We start from the raw sequence: 24744 nt of genomic DNA, 5'->3' as shown, positions 1-24744 counted from the left end.
AAGCGCATTAAGGCAGTTTGTCGCTAAAGCAAGCCTTTGTGCATCACGTTTTAAGGATAAATCAATGAAATCGCTCAAATCATTTTTGATCTGGGGTATTGTGGTTCTGGTAGGCTTGGCCTCCTTTACCACTTTAGCTCTCAGCCGTGGCGAGCAGGTCAGTGCGATTTGGATGGTTACGGCCGCCATTTCGGTATACTGCATTGCCTACCGTTTTTACAGTCTTTACATTGCCAACCGTGTGATGCAGCTTGATCCTAACCGTCTGACTCCGGCAGAACGCCATAATGACGGCTTGGACTATGTTCCCACACATAAAGGCGTACTGTTCGGCCACCACTTTGCCGCTATTGCCGGCGCAGGCCCTTTGGTTGGTCCTGTATTGGCAGCGCAAATGGGTTATCTGCCCGGTACTTTGTGGATTATCTTCGGCGTGGTATTTGCCGGTGCCGTACAGGATATGATGGTACTGTTTGTTTCTATGCGCCGTGATGGTAAGTCTTTGGGCGATATCGTTAAACAAGAACTCGGTACCGTCCCAGGCGTGATTGCATCCATCGGTATTTTGATGATTATGGTCATCATTATGGCGGTGTTGGCGCTGATCGTTGTAAAAGCATTGGTTCACAGCCCTTGGGGTACGTTCACCATCGCAGCGACTATGCCGATTGCCCTGTTTATGGGTATCTACACCCGTTATATCCGTCCGGGCAAAATTGGCGAAATTTCCATCGTCGGCTTTATCTTGTTGATGTTGGCCGTGATTTACGGTGAAGATGTTGCCCACAGCTCCTTTGGTCACTGGTTCGACCTTGACGGCATTCAGCTGACTTGGGCGATTATGATTTACGGTTTCGTGGCTTCCGTATTGCCGGTTTGGCTCTTGCTGACTCCGCGTGACTATCTGTCTACCTTCCTGAAAATCGGTACGATTGCAGCTTTGGCTTTGGGTATCGTTATTGTTAACCCGACTCTGCAAATGCCTGCAGTTACCCACTTTATCGATGGTTCCGGTCCGGTATTCTCCGGTGCATTGTTCCCATTCTTGTTCATTACCATTGCTTGTGGTGCGGTTTCAGGCTTCCATGCGCTGATTTCTTCCGGTACCACACCAAAAATGCTGGAAAACGAAACCCACGTCCGCATGATCGGTTACGGCGGCATGATTATGGAAAGCTTTGTGGCCATTATGGCTCTGGCTGCCGCCGCTTCGCTTGATCCAGGCGTGTACTTCGCGATGAACAGCCCGGCCGCGCTAATTGGTACAGATGCCAACACAGCTGCCGAAGTTATTACCACTAAACTGAACTTCCCTGTTGATGCTGCAACCTTGTTGCACACTGCTAAAGAAGTGGGCGAAAACACCATTCTGTCTCGTGCAGGTGGCGCACCAACCCTCGCAGTCGGTATGGCACACATCATGAGTCGTCTGATTCCGGGTGAAGCCATGATGGCGTTCTGGTATCACTTTGCCTTGCTGTTTGAAGCCTTGTTCATCTTGACCGCGGTTGACGCCGGTACACGCGTTGCCCGTTTCATGATTCAAGACCTGGGCAGTATCTTCTACAAACCATTTGGTAACACCGACTCTATCCCTGCCAACTTGGTTGCAACATTCTTGGCTGTGGCATTGTGGGGTTACTTCCTCTATACCGGCGTAACCGATCCTCTGGGTGGTATCAACTCGCTCTGGCCGTTGTTCGGTATTGCCAACCAAATGCTCGCAGGCGTAGCGTTGATTATGTGTACCGTTGTATTGGTGAAAATGAAACGCGACCGCTATGTTTGGGTAACCTTGGTTCCTGCTGTCGGCGTATTGTTTGTGACCTGCTATGCCGGTTTGCAAAAACTGTTCCACAGCGACCCACGCGTCAGCTTCTTGGCTCACGCAGGCAAATACCGCGATGCCTTGGCTTCAGGCAAAGTCCTTGCTCCAGCTAAAGACATTGGCGAAATGTCACAAATCATCTTCAACGACCAAATCAATGCCGGTCTGACCGCTTTGTTCCTGGCAGTTGTCGTGATTGTCGCCGTATACGGTTTCCATACTGCCATGAAAGCCCGCAAAGTCGGCTGGCCAACTGCTAAAGAAATTCCAGCAGTGTACCGCGACGGTAAACAGCCGGAGGCTCAGAATGAAGCATAAGCTTGCATCTTGGTGGAAAACCATCAAGCTGACAGCAAACTTGATGGCCGGTGTTCCAGATTATGAAAACTACGTTGCCCGCCAGCGCAGACATAATCCCAACGCGCCGGTCATGACTGAGCTGCAATTTCAAGACTACTGCCGCAAACGCCGTTGCGGCGGCAACGGCGGACGCTGTTGTTAATTAAGGCATAAAAAGGCCGTCTGAAAATACTTTCAGACGGCCTTTCATTATAGAATATCAATAAACATCAAAAACTTTTTTTGTCATCAATATTTAATCGAACAACTTGTCGATATTTACTCTTCTTCGAGTAGTACCAGCGGACGCTGTATTTTTCTGAGTTCTTCCACCTCGTCTAACAGCCGCATAATCAGCCCCAATGCGGGAATGCCGGCCTCAAAATCACGGCTTAAGCGTTGTGCGCGACGGATGCGGGCAAGATGAAAACCACTGAAGGTGCTTTTTTCGGGCGCGCCATCGATGCTGATGATGTCTTCTGCTATAAGTTCCAACAGCCAATCGCGACGGCAGCGGCTGGCGGCAACGATTTCTTCAAAAGTAAGGGTAATATCGGAGGACTGAATCATAATTTATCCTTTCTCTTATGCTTGTTTCGCGGCAAAGTGTTCGGCCAATTTTTCCCATGCGGCACGGTCGGCTTCGCTCTCTACTGGCGGAACATTAATGCGGATATTAAGATAAAGGTCTCCGGCTTCTTTTGCAGGAATACCTTTGCCTTTAAGGCGGATGCTTTTACCGCTTTGGCTGTTGGCAGGCAGATTGACCTGTAAGCGGCCTGAAGCGGTAGGGACGATGATTTTGCCGCCCAATACGGCTTCCCAAGGTTTGACATCTATTGTTTGATATACGTCTTTCCTGTTTTTGACATATAAATCAGGTTGGTCGTGGAACTTGATTTTTAAGTACAAGTCACCGTTTTCCCCACCGTTGTATCCCGGCAAACCTTGACCGGCCAAACGGATTTGTTGGCCTTCTGCAATACCTTTGGGAATTTTGACGTTGAGGGTTTTATTTTGATAAACCGCACGTCCGTGTTCGTCTAGAGTCGGCACATTCAAAGTCATGCTACGTTCTGCACCGACATACGCTGCGTAAATATCAATACTCAATTCAGCATGTTGATCCTCGCCTTTTATTGGGCCGTAGGGTTGCTCGGAACGATTGTGGGATTGGCGGAATGATGAAAACAGATCTTCAAAATTGAAGTCTCCCGCTCCGAACGGCTCGCCTTCATGACGTTCATAGCGGAAGCCACCACCATTGAATCCATTGCCAAAAGGATTGCTTCCTTGACCAAACGGATTGCCTCTGGTGCTGCGTCCGTAAGGATTAGCCAACATTTCATCGTATTCAGCCCGCTTTTCTTTGTCGGAAAGCGTTTCGTAGGCACGGTTGATTTCTACCGTACGTTCGGCTGCGTCAGGTTCTTTGCTGACATCGGGGTGGTATTTGCGCACCAGTTTTCGGTAGGCTTTTTTGATTTCGGCCTCATCCGCATCTTTGGCAACGCCCAGTATTTCATAATAGTTTTTTTCTGCCATGTTATTCCTTTGACTGCTCATATACAAAATTCTTATGGTGTTAATAATTGAGGGTAGGTATTCTAAAATCAAGGGCGTTGGAAATAAAATTCTCTATTTCTGACAATGATTAATGGATAATTTATTTCTTTGTTCCTAGAGAAATAGAAAATATATAGGCCGTCTGAAATACGGTTTTTCAGACGGCCTTTATCAAATTGGGGTTTTATTTATCTTGAGCGTTTTTTTGTTCGCGGACCACCCATTGGGCAATATCTGAACCCAATACTTTAGAAGTGCGGTTCAAGACGGCGCAAGAGCTTTTATAAGCGCCAAACATGCCGCCGGAAGAGTTGCGGGTGAAGGTTTTTTTATTAACTTGTTTGCCGTCAACATACAAAGCGGCTGAAACCGCCATACCTTTGGCGTGACCGATAAAGGCATTGCCTGCGCTCATAGCGGAAGTAATGGCGATATCTGCGTATGTGCCTTGTTTTTTACCGTCACGGACAATAGTTACATCACTTTTGGCTGCAGTTTCTTGCAAGGATTTGGACATAATGCTGCCCACTTCTAAACATTCGGAAACGATACGGGTATCGATTTCTTCTTTGTCGCGGTAAGGAATGCTTTCATCAATATGAACATCTGCGCTGGCAAATGCAGAAGCAAATAAGAATGCGGTTGCAAGGATGCGGTTAGGAGACATAGTAGGGTACCTAAAATAGAATGTTAAAAAGAGTTGTCATTGTATAACGGCGTTTTCACTCAATCAACATAAGTTAAGTTGGTCAATACTTTGTTGAAATGAGTGTTATGGTGAGACAAATCAAAAGGCCGTCTGAAATAATTTTGTTTCAGACGGCCTTTTGATTGAGGTATTAATTTGTTCTGGTCAAGTAAGGCAGGGGATCGACTGCTTTGCCGTTTAGACGTACTTCAAAATGCAGTTTGACGCTGTCTGAATCGCTGTTGCCCATGGTGGCGATAACTTGGCCTGCTTGGACTTTTTGATCTTTTTGTACCAAAAGCGTGTCGTTGTGAGCGTAGGCGGTAATGGTGTAGTCATTGTGGCTGATCAAAATCAGCTTGCCATAGCCGCGGACTTCTTCGCCAACGTAGATGACGGTACCGGCTGCGGCGGAGCGGATTTGTTGGCCTTGTGTGCCTGCAATATCTATGCCTTTGCTGGTGGTGCCGTTGTAGCGTTGGATAATGGAGGATGAAGCGTTATCGGTCGGCCATTGCAGGTTCAATCGGTTGATCGGGGTAACGGCAGTGGTTTGACGTTGCTGTGTTGCAGTGCTGCGTGAGGCAACATGACGGCGAACGCGTAATACTTGGCCGACCTCGATTTGTGAGGCGTTGGGAAGGTTATTCCAGGCAACCAGTGTGTTGACATTTTGTCCGTAGCGTTTGGCGATTTGGGTCAGGGTATCGCCAGGGCGGACTTTGTGGTAGCCGTCAGGTACGGCGCGGTTGGAAGAGGTATTGTTGCCGGCGCAGGCTGCTAAGACGGCAATGGTGCTGATGAGTGCCAGACGTTTCAAGGCTGTCTGAAAGGTGGAAATAAAGTTTGTATTCATGGGATATTTCAAAATGTATCGTTATGCTGCGTATGATAGATAGGAAGAGTGGAAAAAGGTTCACTCAAAAGACACGGGATAAAATACAGAAAGGCAGTATATTAACATTGAAAATTTGTGGATATGGCGGCATATTTTTTTATCATTTTGATGATAAAGGATTTTTTCGATAAGGTAAAAGAAAGTGAAAGTTTTTTCAGACGGCATTGAATAAGGCAATAAAAATCCCCTGCCGGGATAAATGGGCAGGGGATTTTTGTCTCATTGAACTTATTTATTCAATTCGTTAGCCAGATACAGCCAGGTTTCAATGACGGTATCAGGGTTGAGCGATACGCTTTCGATACCTTCTTCAACCAGCCATTTGGCAAAGTCCGGATGGTCTGATGGGCCTTGACCGCAAATGCCGACGTATTTGTTTTGTTTGCGGCAAGCAGAGATTGCCAAGTGCAACATCACTTTAACGGCAGGGTTGCGCTCGTCGAAGGAGTCAGATACCAAACCGCTGTCACGGTCGAGGCCGAGGGTCAGCTGGGTCATGTCGTTAGAACCGATGGAGAAGCCGTCGAAGTATTGCAGGAATTGTTCTGCCAATACAGCGTTGCTTGGCAACTCGCACATCATGATCAGGCGCAGGCCGTTTTTGCCGCGTTCCAAACCGTTTTCTTTCAGGGCTTTAACAACAGCTTCTGCTTCACCCAAAGTACGGACGAATGGAATCATGATTTCGACGTTGGTCAAACCCATTTCATCGCGAACACGTTTCAAGGCTTTGCACTCGAGTGCGAAGCAGTCTTTGAAGTTATCGGCTACATAACGCGCTGCACCACGGAAGCCCAACATTGGGTTTTCTTCGTGCGGTTCGTAGATGCTACCACCCACCAAGTTAGCGTACTCGTTGGATTTGAAGTCAGACATACGAACGATGGTTTTGCGTGGATAAACCGAAGCAGCCAAAGTTGCCACACCTTCCGCAATTTTATCGACATAGAAGTCGACAGGAGAAGCGTAGCCAGCGATGCGGTGGGTAATTTCCGCTTTCAACTCGTCGTCTTGTTTGTCAAATTCCAACAAGGCTTTAGGGTGGATACCGATTTGACGGTTGATGATGAATTCCATACGCGCCAAGCCGATACCTTCGCTAGGCAGGTTGGCGAAGCTGAATGCCAATTCAGGGTTACCAACGTTCATCATCACTTTTACAGGCGCTTTAGGCATGTTGTCCAAAGCAACATCGGTAATTTGTACGTCCAGCAAGCTGGAGTAGATGAAGCCGGTATCGCCTTCGGCACAAGATACGGTCACTTCTTGGCCTTCAGACAGCAGATCGGTAGCGTCACCACAACCTACAACAGCCGGAATACCCAATTCACGCGCGATAATCGCTGCGTGGCAGGTACGGCCGCCACGGTTGGTCACGATGGCAGAAGCACGTTTCATTACCGGTTCCCAATCCGGGTCGGTCATGTCGGTAACGAGTACGTCTCCTGCTTCAACGGAATCCATCTCGGAAGCATCTTTCACCAAGCGAACTTTACCTTGACCAACTTTTTGACCGATGGCACGACCTTCGCACAAGACAACTTTTTCGCCGTTGATAGAGAAGCGGCGCAGGTTGCGGCTGCTGTCTTCTTGAGATTTCACGGTTTCAGGGCGTGCTTGCAGGATGTAGAGTTTGCCATCCAAGCCGTCGCGGCCCCATTCGATGTCCATTGGGCGGCCGTAGTGTTTTTCGATGGTCAGCGCGTAATGAGCCAACTCGGTTACTTCGGCGTCGGTAATGGAGAAGCGTTGACGGTCTTCTGCAGGTACATCAACGTTGGTTACAGATTTACCGGCTTCGGCTTTGTCGGTAAAGATCATTTTGATTTGTTTCGAACCCATGGTTTTGCGCAGGATAGCCGGTTTGCCTGCTTTCAAAGTAGGTTTGAATACATAGAATTCGTCAGGGTTTACCGCGCCTTGTACGACGTTTTCGCCCAAACCGTAAGAAGAGGTAACGAAAACGACTTGGTCGTAACCGGATTCGGTATCGATGGTAAACATCACACCGGAAGCACCGCTGTCAGAACGCACCATGCGTTGTACGCCGGCAGAAAGGGCAACGATGTCGTGTTCGAAGCCTTTGTGGACACGGTAAGAAATGGCACGGTCGTTGTACAGGGAAGCGAATACATGGCGCATTGCTTCTTTAACGTTATCCAAGCCGTTGATGTTCAGGAAGGTTTCTTGTTGGCCGGCGAAAGAAGCGTCCGGCAAGTCTTCTGCTGTTGCGGAAGAACGTACGGCAACGGAGATGTCCGCACCGCCGGCATCGGCAACCATTTTGTTCCAAGCTGTTTCGATTTCAGCATCCAGCTGCTCAGGGAACGGAGTATCCAAAATCCATTGGCGGATTTCTTTACCCACGCGTGCCAATTCGGCAACGTCTTCAACATCCAGTTGTTTCAGGGCTTCGGAAATACGCTCGCTCAGACCATTGTGAGCCAGGAAAGCACGATAAGCTTCGGCTGTGGTTGCAAAACCGCCGGGAACGCGCACGCCTTTTTCAGTCAGTTGGCTGATCATTTCGCCCAAAGAGGCATTTTTACCGCCCACTCGCTCAACGTCAGTCATACGCAGGTTTTCAAACCAAATAACGTAGTTTTCGGCCATTTGTGTGTCCAATCCAATCCAAAAATGTTAAAAAAGAAACAAATCCGCCTGCTTATTGTAGCCATTCGTTTGATGGCTGTCATGTGTTTTATCTTTTTAAAAATCACAAATTCGTCTGTGATATTGTGCTTTTTAGGCGTGTAGCCTTCTGAAATATGAATATCAGATTCATGTTTTTACGTGTTATCTTCTTGTTAAATATGGAAAACAAAATAAGTTAATAAATTTAAGAATCGAAATTTATTTTACAAATGTGGAATATAATTCCAATAAATCTAAAAAAAATAAAATTTTATTCTAATTTAAAATTTGTTCAAATTTGTTGTAATCCTGTGTAATCTACCGGGAATCGCTTTATTGCAAAGGCTGTAACTGCTATGATTGCCGTCTGAAATGTTACCCTCAGAAGGATTCACTATGACTGCTCCACGCCAAGTCTTCTATATTTCCGACCGCACCGGTCTGACCGCCGAAAATATCGGTGAAGCCCTGTTGAACCAATTCGGCAATGTCGAGTTCAAGCGCCATGTTTATCCATTTATCGATACGTCTGAAAAAGCGTTGGCCGTAGTGGATGAAGTCAATAAGACAGCCGAACAGTTTGGCGATCGTCCGATTGCTTTTGTCAGCGTGGTAAATGATGAAATCCGTGAAATCATCAAAAAATCCAATGCATTCCATATTGATTTCTTTGAAACGTTCTTGGGTTTGCTGGAAAAAGAATTGAATGTTGAAGCAACGATTGCTGAGCGAGGCCATCATAGTATCGGCAATACCAAGCGTTATGATGCGCGTATGGAAGCAGTGAACTTCTCGCTCAGTCATGATGACGGCGTCAGCGATAAAAACCTGCAGGAAGCGGATGTGATTTTGATGGGCGTGTCCCGTTCGGGTAAAACGCCGACCTGTCTTTATTTGGCTCTGCAATACGGTATTCGCGCCGCAAACTATCCATTGATTCCCGATGACTTGGAATCAACCGATTTGCCGCGTATGGTCAAACCTTATAAAGATAAGCTGTTCGGCTTGACCATTCAGCCTGAGCGTCTGCAGGCTATCCGTCAGGAGCGTCGTCCTAATTCGACCTATGCCAAAATCGATACTTGCCGCAGCGAGATTGCCGATGCGCAAAATATGTTCAAGCGCCACGGAGTGCCGTTTACCAATACAACGGATAAATCTGTGGAAGAACTCGCCGTTCATATCTTGCAGGCTTGCAAGCTGAAACGCCGTTTCTAAATGAAATGATAAAAGGCCGTCTGAAATTTCAGATGGCCTTTTTTTATTTGGTATATTAGGTTTTAGGCAGGGTAACACCGGTTTGACCCATGTATTTGCCGTTGCGGTCTTTGTATGAAGTTTCGCAGACTTCATCGCTTTCAAAGAACAAGACTTGAGCCACGCCTTCGCCTGCATAAATTTTGGCAGGCAGGGGGGTGGTGTTGGAAAACTCAAGCGTAACGTAGCCTTCCCACTCAGGCTCGAACGGGGTAACGTTGACGATAATGCCGCAGCGAGCGTAAGTGGACTTGCCCAGGCAGACGGTCAGGACGTTGCGCGGAATGCGGAAATATTCGACTGTGCGCGCCAGTGCAAAGGAGTTGGGCGGAATGATGCAGCAGTCATCTTCGACTGTAACGAAGTTTTTTGGGTCGAAATTTTTTGGGTCGACGATGGTGCTGTTGATATTGGTGAAGATTTTAAATTCGTTGGCACAACGGATGTCGTAGCCGTAGCTGGATGTGCCATAGGAAATGATGCGTTGGCCGTTGGCCTCTTTGATTTGGTTGGGCTCGAACGGCTCAATCATGCCGTGTTCTTCGGCCATGCGGCGTATCCATTTGTCGGATTTAATGCTCATGGTGGTTGTCCTGGGGTAAGGGTTGTTTGGAAATTCTTTAAAATCAACACAACAGCCTTTAGACAGGCTTGTTAATTGATGTTTCAGACGGCCTGAAATATGGGTAAGGCCGTCTGAAAGGCTGTTTATTTGGTTTTGGAAGTAGATTTCTTAGGTAGTTTGACTTCTTTAATCATACCGTCTTCGCATTTCATGATGAAGACGGGTGTGCCGTTTTGAGAAGCGGTAAAGTTTCCGTGCGCCTTGCCTTTTTTGAACATGCCTTCCAGTGTCATATTGCGTAATTTGGCGCTGTTGGAGAAGAAAGGTTCGATAAAGGTTTCGCGGTTGCCGGAAACGGTATATGCGCCTTTGCCGTCAAATTTGCCGTTTTTAAATGAGCCGACATAGCTGCGGCCGTCTTGGCATTTCCATGTGCCTTTACCGGACGGTTTACCGTCTTTGCCGACATCGCCATCATAAGCGCAACCTTTTTCCTGATAAGGATTGATGGTTTCGGCAATAGCAGGCGTACCCAGCATGAAGGCGATGGGGAGTAGGGCGAGGTATTTCATCATTATTATTCCTTTTTGCAGGCGGTTTCAGACGGCCTGATATTGGGATTCAAAAGTCAGCAGGGTTTCAGCAATACGGCATGGCAATATGGCTAAAGCGTGTTCGCGCATGGCCGTAGGGATGCCGTAGTAGGCTTCGGCAATACTGCCGGTAATGGCTGCCAAGGTATCGCTGTCACCGCCCAGGGAAACTGCCAGTCGGATGGCGTGTTCAAAATCATCGCTTTCAAGAAAGGCGGTAATCGCTTGAGGTACGGTTTCCTGACAGCTTTCGTTGAAATGATAATGCGGGCGGATTTGGTCGCAACTTTGGCTTAAGTCATAGCCGAATTGTCGTGTAATGTTTTCTTTGATTTGCGCTTTGCCCATGCCGGTACGCGCCCAAAAGATGGCGGCGGCTACGGCTTGTGCGCCTTTAATGCCTTCCGGGTGGTTGTGCGTCACGATGGCGGATTGTTTGGCAAAATGCAGGGTTTCTTCCAATGTGGCAAATGCCCAACCAACGGCCGAAACACGCATGGCCGAGCCGTTGCCCCAGCTATTATAAGGTTCTGGATCTTCCCATTCTATCCATTGTGAGAAGCGGCCGCCATATGCGCCTTTAGGACTGGGATATGCCCTACACCAGCCTTGCAAAATAGAGGCCAAATTATCGTTACAACCTTGTAAAACCCAATCGGCAATGGCAACAGTGCAAATCGTGTCATCGGTAAAGTTGCTGTCGGGGCTGAAAATGTCAAAATCGGTGTGACGATAGTTGTCAAACTCAAATCTTGATCCGGCAATATCGCCAATGACTGCGCCCAACATCATGACATCCTTTCTGATACTTCATTTATATTTCAGACGGCCTTTGATATTTCCCAATCAAAAAGGCCGTCTGAAAAATTACTCTTGCCAGCCGCCCAAATAAGAAACCAGTTCTTCCAACATGGTGCTGATGGCTTCGGTCATCAGGATTTGCGAGGCAAAGGCAAGGCTGGCGGCATCGTCGCCGTTGCTTTCGGCTTCTTCTTGCAATACGTCCAGATACTGGATACGTTTGAGGGTAAAGTCTTGGGTGAGGATGAACGCAATTTGTTCGCGCCATACCAAGCCCAGTTGGGTAACGGTTTTGCCGTTTTTGACGTGTTGTACCACTTCATCGGCAGTTAGGTCTTGTTTGGAAACTTTGACGACCGGAACAACATCACCCACGCCTTTGAGTTCGCAATCGCAGTCCAATTCAAAACCGCCTTCGCAGTGACCTTGCAGCAGCCAGCTGGTCATCAGGGAAGAGGGCGATTGTTTGGTATTGGGCAGGGTTGCTTCCAAACCGCCCAAGGCTTCGCGCAGTTTGGTCAGGATATTTTCCGCTTTTGCAGATGCGGCATTGTTGACCAAAAGATAACCATGACGCGTGTCAAAAATCGCCTGTGTGCGGCTGCTACGCGTAAAGGCACGGGGCAGCAGGTCGTCAGTAATCTGTTCTTTCAGCTCTTGTTTTTCCTTACGGCCGACATTGCGCGCTTCGTTGTTTTGGATTTCCAAAACCTTTTCATCCAAAATATCGCGGATGACGCCGGCAGGCAGGACTTTTTCTTCTTTTTTCAGAGCAACGCGCCAAGTGTAATCGGCAGGGAAAACCAGCTCGGGCGAAAAGGAAACAGGCGTGGCAAAGCCTTCGCTAAACCAGTCCAAACCCTGACAATGGGCAAATTCGGATTGCGCCAATTTGTCAGAAAGGACTTCCAATTCGGGCAACTTGTCTTTGTTGAGCGGATAAAAACTGATTTGCTTAAACCACATGGCGAGTTTTCCTTTTATTAAAACCGGCATTATACAGGGAAAATAACATACGGAAATCGGCAGCATCTTTAAAAATGCAGTAAAGGCGTTGACAGAAGAAAAGGCTTTCTGTATAGTTCGCGCTTCGGTTACGCGCCCATCGTCTAGAGGCCTAGGACACTGCCCTTTCACGGCGGCAACCGGGGTTCGAATCCCCGTGGGCGTGCCAAAATTCTTAAAAAACGCTCCTGCTTTTTGCAGGGGCGTTTTTTGTTTTCAGACGGCCTGTCGCTGTGAAAATATCTTTAAATTGGTTTACAATAATGCCATTCTGAATCTTAACGAGAGAAAACAATGTTAGACATCCAATTGCTCCGCAGCAATACCGCCGCAGTTGCCGAACGTTTGGCCGCCCGCGGTTACGAGTTTGATACCGCGCGTTTTAACGCTTTGGAAGAACAACGCAAAGCCGTTCAAGTGAAAACAGAAGAGTTGCAGGCTTCTCGCAACAGTATTTCCAAGCAGATCGGTGCGTTGAAAGGCCAAGGCAAACACGAAGAGGCTCAAGCTGCGATGGATCAGGTTGCTCAAATCAAGGCGGATTTGGAGCAGGCCGCTGCTGATTTGGATGCCGTTCAGAAGGAATTGGACGCATGGTTGTTGAGTATTCCCAACCTGCCTCACGAAAGCGTGCCCGTCGGTAAAGACGAAACCGAAAACGTCGAAGTCCGCAAAGTCGGCACGCCGCGCGAATTTGACTTTGAAATCAAAGACCATGTTGATTTGGGCGAGCCTTTGGGCTTGGATTTTGAAGGCGGCGCGAAACTTTCCGGCGCGCGCTTTACCGTGATGAAAGGCCAAATCGCCCGTCTGCACCGCGCACTGGCGCAATTCATGCTCGATACGCACACGCTGAAACACGGCTATACCGAGCATTACACGCCTTATATTGTGGATGACACTACCCTGCAAGGCACAGGCCAACTGCCTAAATTTGCAGAAGATTTGTTCCACGTTACCCGCGGCGGCGACGAGAGCAAGAAAACGCAATATCTGATTCCGACCGCTGAAGTAACGCTGACCAATACCGTTGCCGACAGCATCGTGGCCGGCAGCGATTTGCCGTTGAAATTGACTGCGCATTCCCCATGTTTCCGTTCCGAAGCGGGCGCATACGGTAAAGACGTGCGCGGTTTGATTCGCCAACACCAATTCGACAAAGTGGAAATGGTGCAAATCGTTCATCCGGAAAAATCATACGAAGCGCTGGAAGAAATGGTCGGACACGCTGAAAATATTTTGAAAGCGTTGGAACTGCCATACCGTGTGATTACTTTGTGTACCGGCGACATGGGTTTCGGCGCAACCAAGACCTACGACTTGGAAGTTTGGGTTCCTGCGCAAAATACTTACCGCGAAATTTCCAGCTGCTCCAACTGCGAAGATTTCCAAGCTCGTCGCATGAAAGCGCGTTTCAAAGATGAAAACGGTAAAAACCGTTTGGTGCATACTTTGAACGGCTCAGGCTTGGCTGTCGGCCGTACTTTGGTGGCGGTTTTGGAAAACCATCAAAACGCCGACGGCAGCATTAATGTTCCTGCTGCGTTGCAACCTTATATGGGCGGCGTGACCAAATTGGAAATAAAATAATCGCTGTTTAAAAGAAAAAGGCCGTCTGAAACTTGGTTTCAGACGGCCTTTTATATGATTGAACAATTATTTGTTGTGCTGACGGAAATATTCCCATTCTTCAACGACTTTACCGTCAGGCAAGTGGCACACGCCGTATTCGCCACCGTCTTTAGCTTTTTTGATTTTGGATTTGCCGCCTTGTTTGAGGCAGAATTCGGAAGCCGGATTGGCCATGCCGATAGGAGATTCTTGTTTTTCAGAAGCGGAGCAGGCGGCTAAAGCAGTTGCGGCAGCGAGACTGAGGATAACGGATTTGATCATGGCGTGTCTTTCATTTGAAGGATAAAAACAAGCGGATTATAGGGGGGTGCTTGCGTTTAATTGAGTTAACCAGATTAAAGGCCGTCTGAAAAATTTTCAGACGGCCTTTAGTTTAAGAAGTCAAACCGGATTATTTGGCTGCTTCGGTTTTTTCGCCTTCTTTAGCAAAGTATTTGGCGTAAATTTTGTCGTATTCGCCACTTTCGCGTACTTTTTTCAGCGCATCGTTCAACATTTTGATGGTTGCTTCGTCGCCTTTGCGTGCAGCGATACCGTAGTTTTCGATGGTGAAGTCAGGCAGGGAGATGAAATCCAAGCCTTTAGTCGGGTTGTTTTTCACATAGTTGGCAATGACTGCGCTGTCGCTGACTACGGAATCCAGACCGCCGTTTTCCAATTCTTTAATAATCAGAGGAACGCTTTCAAAGCGGGCGATTTTCGGATTGTCGTTGCCCAAGAGTTTGGAAACGGAGAAGTCGCCGGTGTAGCCGGTTACCACGCCGACTTTGGCCATGTTTTTCAGGTCTTCGGAAGAGGCCACTTTTTTGCCTTTTGGAACGAGGACAACTTGGGTGATTTCAAAGTATGGATCGCTGAAGAGCATGCTTTGTTTGCGATCGTCAGTGATGGTTACGCCGGACATAACGATGTCCACGTCGCCGTTGTTCAGAGAAGGGAAGAGGCTTTCCCATGGCTGGTGTTTGAATTCGACTTTGAAGTTGCCGGCTTTAGCCATGGCGTTCATCAAGTCAACGTCAAAACCTTCCACTTTGCCTGCAGAATCCAAAGATTCAAATGGGGCAAACTCGGCATTGGAGCCGACACGGTACACTTTATCGGCAGGAGCAGAGGCATTATTGCTTTGACCGCCGCAGGCAGTCAGGGCAAGGGCGGAACAAGCGAGGGCAGTGGCCAGCCATTTTTTCATGTTCATGATATGTGCTTTCTTAATAAAATGTTAACGGATAAAATCTTAGTTTAGCATAATTTTGTGAACAAACTAGCTGAAATTAGTGGTCTTTTTCTCGGAAAAATGCGTAGGTTACGTCATGGAAGAGGTCGGTGTGCGGGCTGTCTTCGTAGCTTAATTCCGCCAACGCGTCTTCAAAGGCAAGCTGGATGGATTCTACGGCATCGTTGGCCATGTCGGAGGGTAGGGAGCGGATGAGGCCTTTGAGTGCGGTGGCGAGGACGTGGTTTTGCATACGCAAAGCGTCGTTGGCCTCTTCCAGATATTCGAGGCGTTGTTCGATGCTACTCATGATGTATCCTTGGGTATTAAATAAAATAGTGATTATATAGCGAATTAATATTAAAATGTGACGCTTGTGCCGGCTTGCCGGATATGTCCAACCATCGGCCGTATTTCAAGTGATTTTAGGCTTGAATGCGGTTCACAATAAAAATGAAAAAACGAGATTATTATGGAAAACAACCGTCTTGACCCCACATCCCTCGAGGAAGAAGACCTGAATTGGGAAAAACGCCTGGAAAGATTGCGTCAGGCACGACAATTTAATACCGTGCCGACTCATGCGCCATTGGTCAAAAAATCGAACGAAGCTGTCGATGCCGCGTCCAAAACCGCGCCTAAAAAAGAATATAAGTTGGATGCTGACAATCGTGAAAAAGTATTGGAAGAGTATTTGTACCGTTGGCAGTTGGAGCACAATACTGCTTTGGCTGACGAGGGCGAAGCAGTGGAAACCGATGCGATGGTGGTTTTGCAGGACAACTGGTTGAGCGCGCAATCGGCATTGCAGGCTGCGGCTTCAGAGCGTCATATCGAATCAACGCGTACCGTCAGACTGAATCCGAAATCAGGTGCGGTAGATTTTGATGTGCCTGAAGTGGAAGAAACTAAAAAACCGGAAAATGATGATGCGGAAGCGGCTGAAGAGGCGGTTTCAGACGGCCTTGAACAAGAACCGGCCATCAATGTCCATATCAATGTATTGAACCCGCAAGCGATTGGCCGTCGGGAAGTATTCTGCGTTTCTGAAAAAGAGTTGACCGAGCGCCTGATTAAGCGTTTGCGCCCCCATGTGGCCGATGCAGTCAATGGCATGATTCGGATTGCCGTGCAAAAACAAATGGCCTTGTTCACTTACCAGTTGCAGCAAATGCTGAACGAGCAGGCACCGGGCTTGGTGGAGGATGTGTTGGAACACAACGTCAAACGTATTTTGGACGATATGAAGACTGAAATGAAATATCGCCGTTGAGTATCCAGGCCGTCTGAAAATTTTAGACGGCTTTTGGCATAAATTTCCCTTAAAATATTACGAAGCGTGTATAATAGCGGCTCACGTTTTCGTGATAAATATCCTTTCTAAATAGTTGATATGCCCGATGCAGAATCGGGCATTTTTTTTGAGATTGTTATGAATAAAAATAAAATCATTGTATTGCTGATTGCTTTGGTTGTCGTATTTGCCTATAACAAAATGCAAAACAAGCAGCCGGTACAATCGCAGAATCAGCAGAAAATAGAAGCCGTTCAAAAACAAAATAATGCGGGCAAAAAGAATGCTGATACAGTTCAGCAGCAAATCGGTTCGGACAAAGAATCAGCCGAAGCAGTTTTGAAACAGGCGTTTGAAAACGAACAAAGCGATATTCAGGTTGAGGGCGAGGGCACGGTATGGAAAACCCTGCCGGATGACAACAAAGGCACGCGCCATCAACGTTTTATCTTGAAACTTTCCAGCGGTCAAACGCTTTTGGTGGCACACAATATCGACCTTGCCGATAAGATTAAGGGTTTGAAAAAAGGCGATAAAGTAGCATTTTACGGCGAATACGAATGGTCGGAGCAGGGCGGTGTTATCCATTGGACGCACCATGACCCGTCAGGTCGGCATACTGACGGCTGGTTGAAACACGATGGCCGCCTTTATCAGTAAAAACGGTTTTCCTGTTTTTTCAGACGGCCCGAAACACGGCCTTCGGCTTGAAAGATGGTAGAAATCGGCGCAAAATGTTAACAAGTTAAACAGACGGAAAATATTGTTCCGTCCATTGGAATACACAGTAGATTGGAGAATAAATGAGCAAAAAACTTCATCCGCAAACGCTTGCCATCCGTAGTGGCAAAGAGCAAACCGAATATTATGAACACAATCAGGCTCTGTTTTTGACCAGCAGCTTCATGTGGGAAAACGCCCAACACGCCGCCGATTTGTTTTCCAAAAAAATCAAAGGTTTTACCTATACCCGTACCGCCAACCCGACCATCGCCGCCTTTGAGAAACGCATTGCTGCATTGGAAGGCGCAGAGCGCGCGGTAGCCACTTCGACCGGTATGTCTGCGGTTCAGGCCGCGTTCTTTACCTTCTTGCAAGCCGGTGATCATGTTATTTCCAGCCGCAGTCTGTTTGGTACGACTGTCGGTTTTATCAATAATATCGTAACTAAGTTCGGCATCGAGGTCAGCCATGTATCGCCGGTTGATGTAGATGAATGGAAAGCGGCAATCAAGCCCAATACCAAACTGTTTTTCTTGGAAACCCCGTCCAACCCTTTGGGCGAAGTTGCCGACTTGGAAGCGTTGGCAGAACTGGCACACAGTATCGGCGCGCTTTTGGTGGTGGACAACAGCCTCTTGTCGCCAGCCGGTTCGCAGCCTTTGAAATACGGTGCGGATATTTCCGTGTCTTCCGCAACCAAAGCGATTGACGGTCACGGCCGCGTGATGGGTGGTGTGTTAGCCGGTTCGGAAGAATTGATGACGCAAGTGGCCGTATATTGCAACTCTTGCGGTTTGGCGATGTCTCCGTTTAACGCATGGCAGCTGTTGAGCGGCGTGGAAACCCTGTCGCTGCGTATGGAAAAACAGTTTGATAATGCGTTAAAAATCGCCCAATGGCTGCAACAACAGCCGCAAGTCCAAGCCGTGTACTACACCGGTTTGCCCGACCATCCGCAAGCTGAACTGATCCGTAAACAGCAAACCGGCGGCGGCATCGTCATCGGCTTTGAAGTTGCAGACCAAGAAACGGCATGGAAAATCGTGGATGGCGTAGAACTCTTTTCCCGTACTGCCAACCTCGGCGACGTGCGCTCAACCATCACCCACCCGTGGACAACGACCCACGGCCGTATGCAGCCTGAAGAAAAACTTGCTGCCAATATCCGCCCGGGCTTGGTGCGCCTGTCTGTCGGCTTGGAATACGTTGACGATTTGATTGAAGATTTGAAGCAAGTCTTGAACAAATAAGTTTAAAAAAGATATTTCAGACGGCCTGTTGCGATAAGGCCGTCTGAAGTTTATGAACACACATCTGAATCATACAAGGAAAGAATATGACTGAAGCAGAATTTGCCTCATGGGCAATGAAAATCCTACTGAGCGGCCTGATTATCTTTTTGGGCTTTATTGTTTGGAACTTGGGTAAAGAATCCAAAGCCGGCAAATTCGGTATCGCCATGCTCTTCTTGGTTTTGGGCTTGGGTGTGTTTGGATTCGTATTTAAAGAGTTGCTGATTAGCTTTTTGGTATTGCCGAAGTAAGCAGAAAGTTTACAGATAGAACAAGGCCGTCTGAAAAATGTTCAGACGGCCTTTTGATTTGATGGTTTAAATGACGCCCAATTCTTGCAAGCCGCGCAATACGCCGTCTTCATCAACACTTGGACAGACGAATTGTGCGGCCGCTTTGGCTGCTTCTTCGCCATTGCCCATAGCAACACCAAAGCCGACGGTTGACAGCATTTCCAAGTCGTTGAAGCTGTCGCCGAATGCCATTACTTTACTCATATCAATGCCCAGTTTTTCCACTGCATGTGCGATGCCCCGTGCTTTTGAACCTTCTTTGCGCAGCAGGTCTACAGCATATTCATGCCAGCGGGCGAATTTGAAGCCGTGTTGCTGGGTCAGCGGTTGCAGGATTTTTTCTTCTTCCTTGTCCACAAAGACCAACATTTGATAAACAGGTTGTTTGCGGAAATATTCTTTGTCCGTCAGGAAGTTGGGCAGGATATGCGATAAGCCTTCGACAACGCGCGGAGAATGGGAGGAAACGGCAATTTCTTGGTTGTTGACGAATGCGTAGTCTATTTTATGTTGTTCAAGCAGGTTGATGGCGGTTTCGATGTCGGCAATGTCCAAAGGGTAGCTTTGCAGGGGTTCGCCGCGAAAGGAAATATATTGGCCGTTGATTGTAACGAGCATGTCGATACCGCATTCTTGAATCAAGGCTTTGACTTTGGCGGGAATGGCGGCTTCAGGACGGCCGGTGGCAATGGCAGTCAAAATGCCTTTGGCTTTTAATGCGCGCATGGCTTGGGCAACCGAAGGACGCAGGGTATCTGTGTATTTTCGGTAGAGGGTGTCGTCGATGTCAAAGAAGATGATTTCAGGGTTGTTCATGATTTACTCGTTGGGTTGGGTATACACAGCTTTCATTGAAAATTGTGTGAACAGCTTGTGTATAAATTGGTTTAGTATTTGATTGCTATTATAAAAATAAGTTCTGATTAAAATTTAGGCAGATTTTTATTTGGGGAATAAAGCGGCAAATTATTCACAATAGGCCGTCTGAAAATTTGGTTTTCAGACGGCCTTGTTTTAAGCAATCAAACGGATATTTTCTTTGTCTTGCCTGAATTTGTTTTTAATCACGAGAGGCAGGCTGCTGTCGAAATACCAGCCGCCATCAGGCAATGCCAACGCGCCGCCGGCGCAGAGCAGGGTAATGCTGTTTCCGGTCAGGGGATCGGTTTCGGTAATTTCAATTTCGTGCGCTTTGCCCCAATCGGTTACGGGGAGTAGGGCGGCAAGCTCGGTAATGCGTTGGTTTTGATGTTTGATACCGTTTAGCTGGCGGCAGTTGCCATTGCATTTTCCGACGGCCTCGACAGGGCAGGGTTCGCCTTTTGCGTAGCTGGTCGGCAAAATGTTGAGCGAATCTGGGCAGAGTCTGTGTTCTTGCGACCATTGCATCAAAGCGCGTTTGGCTGCTTTTTTATGGGCAAACAAACCGTAAGGGCGCCAATTTTTGGTGCCGCTGTTTAACAAGACGATGCGTGCTTGAAGGCTGCCGTGTTCGTCAGCGATAAAGCGGACGGTAGAAAACGATGTGGACTTTTCAGACGGCATCAGTTGGTATTCCTGCATGGTCTGGGCTTTGAGCCATAATGTATGGAGCTGTCCGACTGCCGGAATAAAACGGATGGAGGCTGCGGCTTTAATGTGCGGCGGTAGTTTTTTGCTGTGCAGCAGGGTGGCGGTTTCACTGTATGCGCGTTCGTGTGCTTCAATGGCTTGGGCTTTGCCGAAATGGTCAAACCAAACCAATACGCCGTAACTGTCGGGCAGGGCATAGAGCTGTTGTGCGAGCGAATCAGGCAGCCAAGTGGGTAGCATTTTCGGATTCATCAATACTCGGACATGTTCGTCCCATTGTTGATGATTTTTTTCTGCCAGACTTAATTCGAGATAATCACACAATGCGGCAACATCGGTCATGGCGCGGTGGCGGTTGGCCGTCTGAATGCCGGTGCGTTCGATAATGCTGTCGAGGCTGTGTTTGTAAAACTCAGGATAGAGACGGCGAGACAGCTGCACCGTACAGAGCGAGGGTGCGGCAAAGTCAGTATGGATACGGGCAAACTCGTGGCGCAGGAAGGTGTAGTCAAAGCGGCTGTTGTGGGCAACAACTACTGCCCCTTGCAACAGCGGCAACAAATCGGCTGCAATATTGGCAAAGACAGGCGCGTTTTTCACCGTTTCATCATGAATCCCGGTCAGTCTGGCAACGAATTCGGGAATGCTGCGGCAAGGATTGACCAATTGCTCGTAATGTGTGGCGCGTCCTTGCTCAAAACGAACAAGGGCGACTTCCGTTATCCTGTCCTGATAGAAATTTCCACCGGTCGTCTCCAAATCCACCACGACCACAGGCCGTCCTAAACGGGAAAATGCTTCGGATAAGAGCGGCCAGCGTGCGAAATCTGACATTTTATTCTCTGTAAATTCAATAGCAAATGCGCATTTTACACGCTGTCTGAAAGTTTTCCAAATAAAACGCTTGACAGTAAATAGCCCTCTCTTTATAATACAAATCTTTCTTGATGCACCCGTAGCTCAGTTGGATAGAGTATCTGGCTACGAACCAGAGGGTCGGGCGTTCGAATCGCTCCGGGTGCGCCACAGAAAATCTCCGCGCCCATCGTCTAGCGGTTAGGACATCGCCCTTTCACGGCGGTAACCGGGGTTCGATTCCCCGTGGGCGTGCCAGTTACTTTAAAATAAGCCATCACTAAAGAATAGTGATGGCTTATTTTTTCACATTTACATATTTAAAAGTTTATAGTTATTTAATTTTTTAAATAACTTTCTTAGCTGTTCAGACGGCCTTTGCCTATTCTTCTGCCCAAGGTGTCGTAGCTGTACGTCCAAGTTTCTTTCGTGCCGTCTTCTTTGAAGATCTTCACCGTAACCAGTTGGTCATGCAAATCGTAGAAGTAGTTTTGTACTTCGCCGTTTGCCAGTTTGCGGTGGATCAGGTTGCTGAAACTGTCGTAGTAATAGCTGCTGCCGTTGTATTCTTTAAGGTGGTTGTCGGGTATATGAGGGTCGTTTTGTGAATTAGGCTCCAATTTTTTGGGAAAGATAGGTTGACCCATTAGGGCTTGCCTCTATTCCAGCACCATCTTCTCTTTCTGGCTTTTCAGATGCCCAAAGCGCCAAGCTTTGGGTGTAAATTCACGATTAGATAACTGCATAAGAAAGCAGCCAACAAATACACTACCTCTTCTGTGACCGAATTGGTATCTCAAGAGAAATGACCAACTGTGAAGGTAACTTCCGGTTTGTTTTGGGAATTATTATGACTGGAGCAAACTAAAAAGAGAAACTGACACATCTGGAATTGCTCTTAAACCATTCCGATTATGCATTACAACTTTTTCAGGTATTATGAGTTATGGCATTAAGGCCGAGACCTTTGCAAAATCCCCCAAAATCCCCTAAATTCCCACCAAGACATTTAGGGGATTTTCCATGAGCACCTTCTTCCAGCAAACCGCACAAGCCATGATTGCCAAACACATCGACCGCTTCCCACTATTGAAATTGGATCAAGTGATTGATTGGCAGCCGATCGAACAATACCTGAAGAAGTTATAATGCAGCCCCGTTTCGAGGTCGGCGTATTGGTTTTGCAATCGGAAGGGTTGGTGCGCCGTTCCCGTTACGTTCGTTTCACTCTTCAGTTTGCCCCAACCGTAATAATCCCCGAACCAAACCAGGTTGCCGTCTTTATCGGTCATCTCTCTTGGAATGCCGATTTGGTCGCAGTGGAAGTAGTGGGTTTCCTGTTTGCTTTCGCCTTCTTCGTTGGTCCGGTTGTGTACCTGTGCCAAAGGTCCGTAGCTGTCGGGGTCGGTGTAGATATAGGTATACCTGCCGTCCGGATGGACTTCTTGCAGTAAATGGCTGCCGTCCCAAACGAATCCGGTTTCCTCTTCGAGGCCGTCTGAAACTTCTTCGTCTTTCAGACGACCTTTGCCTATCCTTCTGCCTAAAGCGTCGTAGGTGTAGGACCACGTTTCTTTCGTACCGTCTTTTTTAAAGATTTCCGCTTTAACCAGTTGGTCATGCAGATCGTAGAAGTAGTTTTGTACTTCGCCGTCGGCCAGTTCGCGGTGGATCAGGTTGCCGAAGTGGTCGTAGTAATAGCTGTTGCCGTTGTAGGTTTTCAGGCGGTTGTCGGTGATGGTAGGGCTATTGTTATCGGACAGGATATTGTGCGCAGGGTCGAAGGCGAACAGTTCGCTGCCGGCTTGGGTAATCCGGCCTAGTTTGTCGTACTCGAACTGCGTCGTCCCCGTCCGTTGGTCGGTACTGTGGGTCAGGTTGCCGGTACGGTCGTAGCCGTAGCTGCGTTTGACGGCATAAGCCGATGTTACTGCGTTTTTCGCTGTCTCGGTCTGCGTCAGCTCGTTGAGTGCGGCAATTTGCCTTTTCAGACGGCCTAAGGGATCGAGTTCGTAACGGCTGGCAAGTTTACCCTGTGTGCGGTAGATTTCGCGGTGCAGCCGATCGCGTTCGATGTCGGAGATGACTTCGTCGTCTAGGCTGATTTGGTGCAGGTGGCCGCTGCCGTAATACAGGTAGTTGATCTGTCTGCCGTCGGGCAGGACGGTGGCGGTACGGTTGCCGTTGAAGTCGTAGTGGTAGCGGATGCTTTCGGTAACGGGCAGGTACAGCATGTCGTACTGCGCATCGCGCCAGTCGGTTTCGGGCAAACCGTTTCGGGCGTTTTCTTCTTTGGACGGTACTTTCCATTGGTGCTGGCCGATGAGTTGGCCGTTGCCGTTGTAGTCGAAGCAGGTAATGCTTTGGCTGTTGGCGGCGCGGACGAGGTTGCCGTCAAAGTCGTATTGGTAAACGGTTTCCTGAACCTTGTCGTTATCGCGGGCGAGTGTGTGGATTAAGCGTCCCAATACATCTCGTTTGAACTCGGTAATCCGCAGCGGGGTTTGGCTGTCGAGGCCGTCTGAAAGCGGGGCGGCATCTTTTTTAGCAACGGGTTGTCCGCCCAGTTGCGCCATCAGTTTGGCGGCAAGGGTGGCATCATCGCCGTATTCACGCTGTTCGATTAGTTCGTTGCCGGCGTTGTAGCGGTAGTCGGTCAGTTTATGGTCGAAGCCGCTTTCGGCAATCAATCGGTCAAGGACGTCGTAGGCAAAGCGGTAGCGCGCACCGTTTTCATTGATGAGGCCGACCAGGCGGCGGGCTTTGTCGTAGTGGTAGCCGAAGGTATGGCCCAAGGCATTGGTGCGTCGGGTCGGCAGACCGTCTTGGCCGTATTCGTAGGCGGTTTTGGCTTAGATTGTTAGAGAAAAAATATTTCAGACGACCTCGAAAAAGGCTCGAGGTCGTCTGAAAAGCAGAAACAGCATGATTACCGTACCCAAGCTACGGCGGAATTTGAGGTTTCATGTGGGCTACGACTTGTTGTTGGGTCTCGACCCAACCGACTACTGTTTGATTCAAAGAGGTTCAGTTATTTTTTAGCTTTAATCACGCGTGCTACGGTTTGCTTTCTTTTTTTAAGGGTCCTACCCAACCTATGGCTACTATTTTTTATAGTATTTTGAAAAAATAAAAATATCCAAGTACATAATGCCACCATAAGAATTAAATTAAATAATGAATACATTATTCTACCTAATCCAAATGAAGGAAAATACATATCTCTCTTCCAGCCACAATTCCCATTGAATAAGCAATCATATAAATCATATAAATCCCAAATTAATACACAAAATACACAAAGCAAATCTTTATTTTTAAGAAAGAAATTATACATATGAGAATTACCTATTTTACATATTCAAACTATAGTCGGTTAAAATAAAAATGAGACAAGGCGGCGAGCCGCAAGGCGTACAGGTAGTATGTCAAGGCGAGCCAACGCCGTATCATTGCAATTTTAATCGACTATATAGTAAATTAAATTTAAATTAGGACAAAGCGACGAGCTGCAGACAGTACAGATATTACGGCAAGACGAGGCAACGCTGTACTGGTTTAAATTTGATTCACTATATTCTCAACAATTTTACTTTTAATTTTTTCAGTTATAAATCCTTTGGTTTCCTGCCATAACACACTTCTTAAATTAGCTTTAGCCTTTGTAACTCGCTTCGCTCTTGTCCGTTTTGCTGT

At 47.7% G+C, this 24744-nt stretch carries 24 protein-coding genes, 3 tRNA genes and 1 pseudogene; 12 read left to right on the top strand and 16 right to left on the bottom strand.

The features are described 5' to 3' along the window. Positions 1-64 precede the first annotated feature (64 nt). Together FAH66_RS06180 and FAH66_RS06175 are read left to right on the top strand one after the other, a co-directional pair. Positions 65-2146: a carbon starvation CstA family protein gene (locus tag FAH66_RS06180; RefSeq protein ID WP_137041045.1), complete on the top strand. Its 2082-nt coding sequence runs from the start codon at positions 65-67 to the stop codon at positions 2144-2146. Beyond that, positions 2136-2330, top strand: a complete 195-nt coding sequence (locus tag FAH66_RS06175) for a YbdD/YjiX family protein (protein ID WP_036493904.1) — start codon at positions 2136-2138, stop codon at positions 2328-2330. Before FAH66_RS06180 ends, FAH66_RS06175 begins: the two co-directional genes overlap by 11 nt. Before the next feature lie 116 nt (positions 2331-2446). Here FAH66_RS06175 and FAH66_RS06170 read toward each other — a convergent pair whose 3' ends face one another. The 5 genes from FAH66_RS06170 to ppsA all read right to left on the bottom strand — a co-directional run bounded on the left by FAH66_RS06170 (position 2447) and on the right by ppsA (position 7932). Beyond that, positions 2447-2737, bottom strand: a complete 291-nt coding sequence (locus FAH66_RS06170) for a chaperone modulator CbpM (RefSeq protein WP_003685006.1) — start codon at positions 2735-2737, stop codon at positions 2447-2449. Positions 2738-2752: 15 nt separating this feature from the next. Continuing rightward, the gene (locus FAH66_RS06165) at positions 2753-3712 is read right to left on the bottom strand and encodes a DnaJ C-terminal domain-containing protein (RefSeq protein ID WP_137041044.1); all 960 of its coding nucleotides are present in this window, start codon (positions 3710-3712) and stop codon (positions 2753-2755) included. 205 nt (positions 3713-3917) lie between these two features. Then, complete coding sequence (locus FAH66_RS06160) at positions 3918-4400, bottom strand: hypothetical protein (protein ID WP_137041043.1); 483 nt, start codon at positions 4398-4400, stop codon at positions 3918-3920. A gap of 172 nt (positions 4401-4572) precedes the next feature. Beyond that, the gene (locus tag FAH66_RS06155) at positions 4573-5277 is read right to left on the bottom strand and encodes a peptidoglycan DD-metalloendopeptidase family protein (protein WP_137041042.1); all 705 of its coding nucleotides are present in this window, start codon (positions 5275-5277) and stop codon (positions 4573-4575) included. 270 nt (positions 5278-5547) lie between these two features. Next, positions 5548-7932 (bottom strand): phosphoenolpyruvate synthase, encoded by a 2385-nt coding sequence (gene ppsA / locus FAH66_RS06150; protein WP_137041041.1) that lies wholly within the window; start codon positions 7930-7932, stop codon positions 5548-5550. Positions 7933-8349: 417 nt separating this feature from the next. Here ppsA and ppsR point away from each other — a divergent pair, with 417 nt between their 5' ends. Further along, the gene (ppsR, locus tag FAH66_RS06145; RefSeq protein WP_137041040.1) at positions 8350-9171 is read left to right on the top strand and encodes a posphoenolpyruvate synthetase regulatory kinase/phosphorylase PpsR; all 822 of its coding nucleotides are present in this window, start codon (positions 8350-8352) and stop codon (positions 9169-9171) included. Positions 9172-9226: 55 nt separating this feature from the next. Here ppsR and dcd read toward each other — a convergent pair whose 3' ends face one another. The 4 genes from dcd to FAH66_RS06125 all read right to left on the bottom strand — a co-directional run bounded on the left by dcd (position 9227) and on the right by FAH66_RS06125 (position 12135). Next, on the bottom strand, positions 9227-9793 hold the full coding sequence (gene dcd / locus FAH66_RS06140) for a dCTP deaminase (RefSeq protein WP_003680541.1): 567 nt from the start codon (positions 9791-9793) through the stop codon (positions 9227-9229). 125 nt (positions 9794-9918) lie between these two features. Continuing rightward, positions 9919-10350: an MORN repeat-containing protein gene (locus tag FAH66_RS06135; RefSeq protein WP_137041039.1), complete on the bottom strand. Its 432-nt coding sequence runs from the start codon at positions 10348-10350 to the stop codon at positions 9919-9921. A 24-nt stretch (positions 10351-10374) separates the two neighbouring features. Continuing rightward, positions 10375-11157: an ADP-ribosylglycohydrolase family protein gene (locus tag FAH66_RS06130; RefSeq protein WP_137041615.1), complete on the bottom strand. Its 783-nt coding sequence runs from the start codon at positions 11155-11157 to the stop codon at positions 10375-10377. 78 nt (positions 11158-11235) lie between these two features. Beyond that, positions 11236-12135 (bottom strand): recombination-associated protein RdgC, encoded by a 900-nt coding sequence (locus FAH66_RS06125; RefSeq protein ID WP_137041038.1) that lies wholly within the window; start codon positions 12133-12135, stop codon positions 11236-11238. A gap of 132 nt (positions 12136-12267) precedes the next feature. Between FAH66_RS06125 and FAH66_RS06120 the strand changes: the two genes are divergently transcribed. Both FAH66_RS06120 and serS read left to right on the top strand, forming a co-directional pair. Beyond that, a tRNA-Glu gene (locus tag FAH66_RS06120) sits at positions 12268-12343 on the top strand. Between the two features lie 125 nt (positions 12344-12468). After that, positions 12469-13764, top strand: coding sequence for a serine--tRNA ligase (serS, locus tag FAH66_RS06115; RefSeq protein WP_137041037.1), 1296 nt, complete (start codon positions 12469-12471; stop codon positions 13762-13764). A gap of 66 nt (positions 13765-13830) precedes the next feature. Here the strand turns inward: serS and FAH66_RS06110 are convergent, their stop codons facing one another. The 3 genes from FAH66_RS06110 to FAH66_RS06100 form a co-directional block, all read right to left on the bottom strand. Beyond that, complete coding sequence (locus tag FAH66_RS06110) at positions 13831-14067, bottom strand: putative hemolysin (protein ID WP_137041036.1); 237 nt, start codon at positions 14065-14067, stop codon at positions 13831-13833. Positions 14068-14197: 130 nt separating this feature from the next. After that, positions 14198-15001 carry a basic amino acid ABC transporter substrate-binding protein gene (locus FAH66_RS06105; RefSeq protein WP_049347925.1) on the bottom strand — a complete coding sequence of 268 codons (804 nt, stop codon included), beginning with the start codon at positions 14999-15001 and terminating at the stop codon, positions 14198-14200. Between the two features lie 76 nt (positions 15002-15077). After that, positions 15078-15329 (bottom strand): NGO1151 family protein, encoded by a 252-nt coding sequence (locus tag FAH66_RS06100; RefSeq protein WP_003680526.1) that lies wholly within the window; start codon positions 15327-15329, stop codon positions 15078-15080. 162 nt (positions 15330-15491) lie between these two features. On the opposite strand from FAH66_RS06100, the gene FAH66_RS06095 reads away from it, so the two are divergent. The 4 genes from FAH66_RS06095 to FAH66_RS06080 all read left to right on the top strand — a co-directional run bounded on the left by FAH66_RS06095 (position 15492) and on the right by FAH66_RS06080 (position 18579). Then, positions 15492-16292, top strand: coding sequence for a hypothetical protein (locus FAH66_RS06095; RefSeq protein ID WP_137041035.1), 801 nt, complete (start codon positions 15492-15494; stop codon positions 16290-16292). A 120-nt stretch (positions 16293-16412) separates the two neighbouring features. Next, complete coding sequence (locus FAH66_RS06090; RefSeq protein WP_137041034.1) at positions 16413-16973, top strand: DUF3465 domain-containing protein; 561 nt, start codon at positions 16413-16415, stop codon at positions 16971-16973. A gap of 143 nt (positions 16974-17116) precedes the next feature. Continuing rightward, positions 17117-18286, top strand: a complete 1170-nt coding sequence (gene metZ / locus FAH66_RS06085) for an O-succinylhomoserine sulfhydrylase (RefSeq protein ID WP_137041033.1) — start codon at positions 17117-17119, stop codon at positions 18284-18286. An 86-nt stretch (positions 18287-18372) separates the two neighbouring features. Beyond that, entirely contained in the window at positions 18373-18579 is a 207-nt protein-coding gene (locus FAH66_RS06080; RefSeq protein ID WP_003680520.1) for a DUF2788 domain-containing protein, read from the top strand. 66 nt (positions 18580-18645) lie between these two features. Here the strand turns inward: FAH66_RS06080 and FAH66_RS06075 are convergent, their stop codons facing one another. Beyond that, positions 18646-19437 (bottom strand): Cof-type HAD-IIB family hydrolase, encoded by a 792-nt coding sequence (locus tag FAH66_RS06075; RefSeq protein ID WP_137041032.1) that lies wholly within the window; start codon positions 19435-19437, stop codon positions 18646-18648. 198 nt (positions 19438-19635) lie between these two features. Further along, a complete protein-coding gene (locus tag FAH66_RS06070; RefSeq protein ID WP_137041031.1) occupies positions 19636-21027 on the bottom strand; it encodes a 3'-5' exonuclease family protein in 1392 nt (463 codons plus the stop codon). Between the two features lie 115 nt (positions 21028-21142). Here FAH66_RS06070 and FAH66_RS06065 point away from each other — a divergent pair. Both FAH66_RS06065 and FAH66_RS06060 read left to right on the top strand, forming a co-directional pair. After that, positions 21143-21219, top strand: a tRNA-Arg gene (locus FAH66_RS06065). Positions 21220-21231: 12 nt separating this feature from the next. After that, positions 21232-21306 (top strand) — tRNA-Glu (locus FAH66_RS06060). 101 nt (positions 21307-21407) lie between these two features. Here FAH66_RS06060 and FAH66_RS06055 read toward each other — a convergent pair. Then, positions 21408-21695 carry a hypothetical protein gene (locus FAH66_RS06055; RefSeq protein ID WP_137041030.1) on the bottom strand — a complete coding sequence of 96 codons (288 nt, stop codon included), beginning with the start codon at positions 21693-21695 and terminating at the stop codon, positions 21408-21410. 376 nt (positions 21696-22071) lie between these two features. Here FAH66_RS06055 and FAH66_RS11215 point away from each other — a divergent pair. Then, a pseudogene (locus FAH66_RS11215) lies at positions 22072-22191 on the top strand (IS5/IS1182 family transposase); the annotation flags it as partial. Here FAH66_RS11215 and FAH66_RS06040 read toward each other — a convergent pair. Next, positions 22149-23624 (bottom strand): RHS domain-containing protein, encoded by a 1476-nt coding sequence (locus tag FAH66_RS06040; protein WP_425271371.1) that lies wholly within the window; start codon positions 23622-23624, stop codon positions 22149-22151. The pseudogene FAH66_RS11215 and the gene FAH66_RS06040 overlap by 43 nt on opposite strands. Positions 23625-24744: the final 1120 nt, after the last annotated feature.

Origin of the sequence: Neisseria subflava (assembly GCF_005221305.1) — a bacterium.
GTDB lineage: Bacteria > Pseudomonadota > Gammaproteobacteria > Burkholderiales > Neisseriaceae > Neisseria > Neisseria subflava.
This window is presented reverse-complemented; position numbering and strand designations above follow the sequence as displayed.